This is a genomic window from Paenibacillus agaridevorans (genome assembly GCF_003112455.1).
Taxonomy (GTDB): Bacteria; Bacillota; Bacilli; order Paenibacillales; family Paenibacillaceae; genus Pristimantibacillus; species Pristimantibacillus agaridevorans.
Window position 1 is genome coordinate 28,223 of sequence record NZ_BDQX01000356.1, and the last position, 3,533, is coordinate 31,755.

A 3,533-nucleotide genomic window follows, 5' to 3' on the forward strand; every position below is an offset into this window, starting at 1 on the left:
CTGTCGCCGCCAAATCGGTGCGCAAAGTGGATCGAATGACCGATTGGGCCAGCAATTACCGGTATATGGATTTTGACGGGATGGCGCAAAGGTTGGACGATTTGTTGTTCGCTTTTGCAGCAAATCCGGAATACGTGCCTGTCGATCAGACGGAATCCTACATGCCGATTGGCTACTGGGATGACACCAACCGCAACGGGTACGGCCGAATGTTCGGTTTCCCCTCATACATCGGCCATGTAAACGGCTCGGGAGAAAATACGATGTCGCCGGGAGCGCAAGAGGCGATTTCGACGCTGGCCCCGCTGCTGTCCGGCATGCTCGCGGGTATCGACAAGACCGACCAGTACGGCTACAATTTGGCGGAAATGGCAAACGGCTTTCACAATACCGCAAACGGCGAAAATATGGTGTTGAACCGAACGAATACGTCAACCGGCCAAAGCTTCTGGTATGAGCTGTATCCGCAGTTGCTGTACATACAGATTTACGAGACGGCCAAGCGCCAATACGGGCAGGATATCCCTTCGATGCGCAACATCATTGTGCAAGGAGCGGAGAAATGGCTCGATGCACTGCCGAATTTCAAAAACAGCAGCGGCAAGCTGACGTTCGACTTCACATCCTATAATATGAAGACGGGTGAGCCGGTCCGCAATGGAAGGTGGACGGAACCGCCTGGCGGGGCGCTGGCGTATATCTTCTATTCGGCTTATGAGGCGACAGGCCAGCAGAAGTATTTGGACGCCATGACGTTGGTTATGGATGAGCTAAATGCAAGCGGTATCAATCCCAACTATGAGGTAACCCAGGATTACAGTCCGTTGATGGCGGCCGTCATGAACTTCCGATTTGGCCAAAATTATAATATCGATAAAATGATCAACTGGCTGTTCGATGGGGACAGCGATGTCCGCACCGCTTGGGGCGTCATGGAAGGCGAATGGGGCGGATATCAGGCCGATGGTCTTGTCGGCGCGGGAAGCGACGGCGGCGGATTCGGTTTCCTTATGAATACCTATCATCTAGGCTCGGCGCTTGCGCCGCTTGCCAAATACGATCCCCGTTATTCCGACGCTGTCGGCAAATGGTTTCTGAGCGCTTCCAATAGCGTGCGGCTTATGTATCCGAACGAACTGCCGGCTGCCAATCAGTCGCATGGGGGGGCGTTTCAGCATGATCCGGACGGCGTTATTGGCTACGAGGGCGTTCGGCGCACGGTAAACGACGTTTCGCCGTTCGCTACGGGAGATCCGGTCAGCAATGGCTGGGGACAGACCAACTATGGCATATACGGTTCGTCGCTGATTGGCGTGTTTGCGGCGATTATTGATCCGACCAGCGTCGAGCGCATTTTGCGTCTCGATCTAAATGCAACCGATTATTATCGCGAGCCAGGCAGTTTCCCGCAATATTTGTATTATAATCCGTACCCGGAGGCGAGAAGCGTGACAGTCGAACTGGACGGTCAGTCCAAGCTGTTTGATGCCGCTTCCAAAACCACGATTGCCGCCCATGTATCGGGCGATTACAATTTGACGATTCCGGCGCTGTCGTCGTTGAACGTCATTGTGCTGCCCGCCGAGGCGGATATCCGTCATGTCGGCGCAAGCTGGATGGTCGGAGCGCGGACGATCGCCAAGGACGCGATCGGGGTCAGCATTTTGTCGCCGTCCGTTCAACGCCAGCATATAACGGCGGATGCGGTTGAGCTGCAGCTGGAGCTGACAGGCAGCGACAACGCCGAGATGGAAATTGCCGCAGGCGATACCCTGCTATATGCCGGCCCGTTTGTGGCCGACTATACGCTGGATACGACCCGGATGGCCAACGGAATTTCGGATGTAGCCGTAACGGTAAAAGCGAGCGGGCTAAGCGACACGGCCAATATCAAGCTGGAGATCAGCCGTCCCGATGAAGCGAACGTCATCTATGAGGCGTCTGCGACCGATGCGCTGCAGTATACGCCGGTAGCGGCGATGCCGGCAGCGGTAACGGATAGCGGCGGTTACACGCTTATTACGGAAACGAATGAGGATGGCGACTGGGGCGCGGTGCAATCCGAAACGATCGAAGTCGATTTCTCCCGCCGGCCGTATCTGGAGCTGGATACGAATCAGCCCGACCCCTATTATACCGTTCAGATCAAGTTCGAGGATGAGCAATGGGGCAAATATGTGCTGTCGAACGGAATGAATGCCGGCAAAAAACTGATCGATCTAAAAAGCGCGCTTGCTTCGTTCGGCGACCGGGAACGAACGGGTCTGACGTCGCTCCGCGTCTATCTGATGGCGAACGGCAAGGAAGGAGCTTCATTTGGACTGAAGTCGCTCAAGCTGTTCTATGATGATCCGCCGGCCGTGGCCGCAGATGTTGTCTTCGATGCGATGGATATCGCAAGCTTTGCGTCGGGCGAATCACCCGGCACGGCAACGCTGATCGGCAAAAAAGCGATTATGGAGAACCGAACCGACAACGAGGGCTACGGGGGCGTTCAGTCCGGCGCGTTTACGCTTGATTTTGCGAAAAATCCAACTCTGGCGATCGATATTGCGGAAGTAGGCGAAGGAAACACGTATACGCTCAAGCTGCTGTTTGGCGGCTCTTCCTACTATATCTACGCGAACCGAACGGCTACCGGCATACAAACAATCAATCTGCCACAGGGCATTCTGGACTATCAAAATCAGGCGCCGACCGGCTCCGGCGAAGCAAGGCTGGAGTTGTGGGCTACCGACAAAAAAGGCGCTTATTTTATCGTCGATTCGCTTGAGGTTGTTTATGAGGACGAAACGACGGCTTATGCGGCGGACAAAGCGACAATCGAGACGTTCGAATCTTCTTCTGCGCCAGGGAAGATCGGCTATATTAACGCAGCGGCGCGCGTGACGGAAAATCATCCCGACGGCGACTATGGCACGGTCCGGTCGACTCCGTTCCTGCTCGACTTCGACAAGCCGATTCGGCTTGCGATCAATGTGGCGCAAACAACGGCCAGATGGACGCTGCAATTGAAGTTCGAAGGCGACGAACATCCAAAATATTTGGTGGCGGACCGCACAACAACCGGGGTTACGGAGGTAGACGCAGCGACTATGCTGCGCCAATACGACGTTTCGTTCGACAAAACGGGCTTGCAGCGGACGACGCTGTATGTGATGGCAAACGGAGCGGAGGGCGCTTCCGTCGATGTAAAGGGCATTTCCTTGCAGCATGGGCAGTCGGAAAGTTATGCCATTAAGCTTGACAAGAAGCTGGTCGAATTGACAACAGGCGGGTCGGCGCAAGCGGCCGCAACGCTGGAGGGCGGAGACATCGGCGCCGCTGTGCGATGGAGCTCTTCCGATGAGACCGTGGCGATGGTCGATCAAAGCGGACGCATCACGGCAATCGGCAACGGCACGGCCGTAATCGACGCCGAACGCAGCGATCAACCGGGAGTAAAGGCGACGATGACGGTTGCCGTTCGCCCGGAACGCGCCGTTGCCGTCACGGCCGAAGCGCCGCAATCCGCGCTTGCCGTCGGCAGCCGG

At 56.0% G+C, this 3,533-nt stretch carries 1 protein-coding gene; it reads left to right on the top strand.

Annotation, left to right across the window (positions count from 1 at the left end):
* Positions 1 to 3,533 (top strand): Ig-like domain-containing protein (locus tag PAT3040_RS37490; RefSeq protein ID WP_181376873.1); only part of this gene is annotated, 3,533 nt, incomplete at both ends.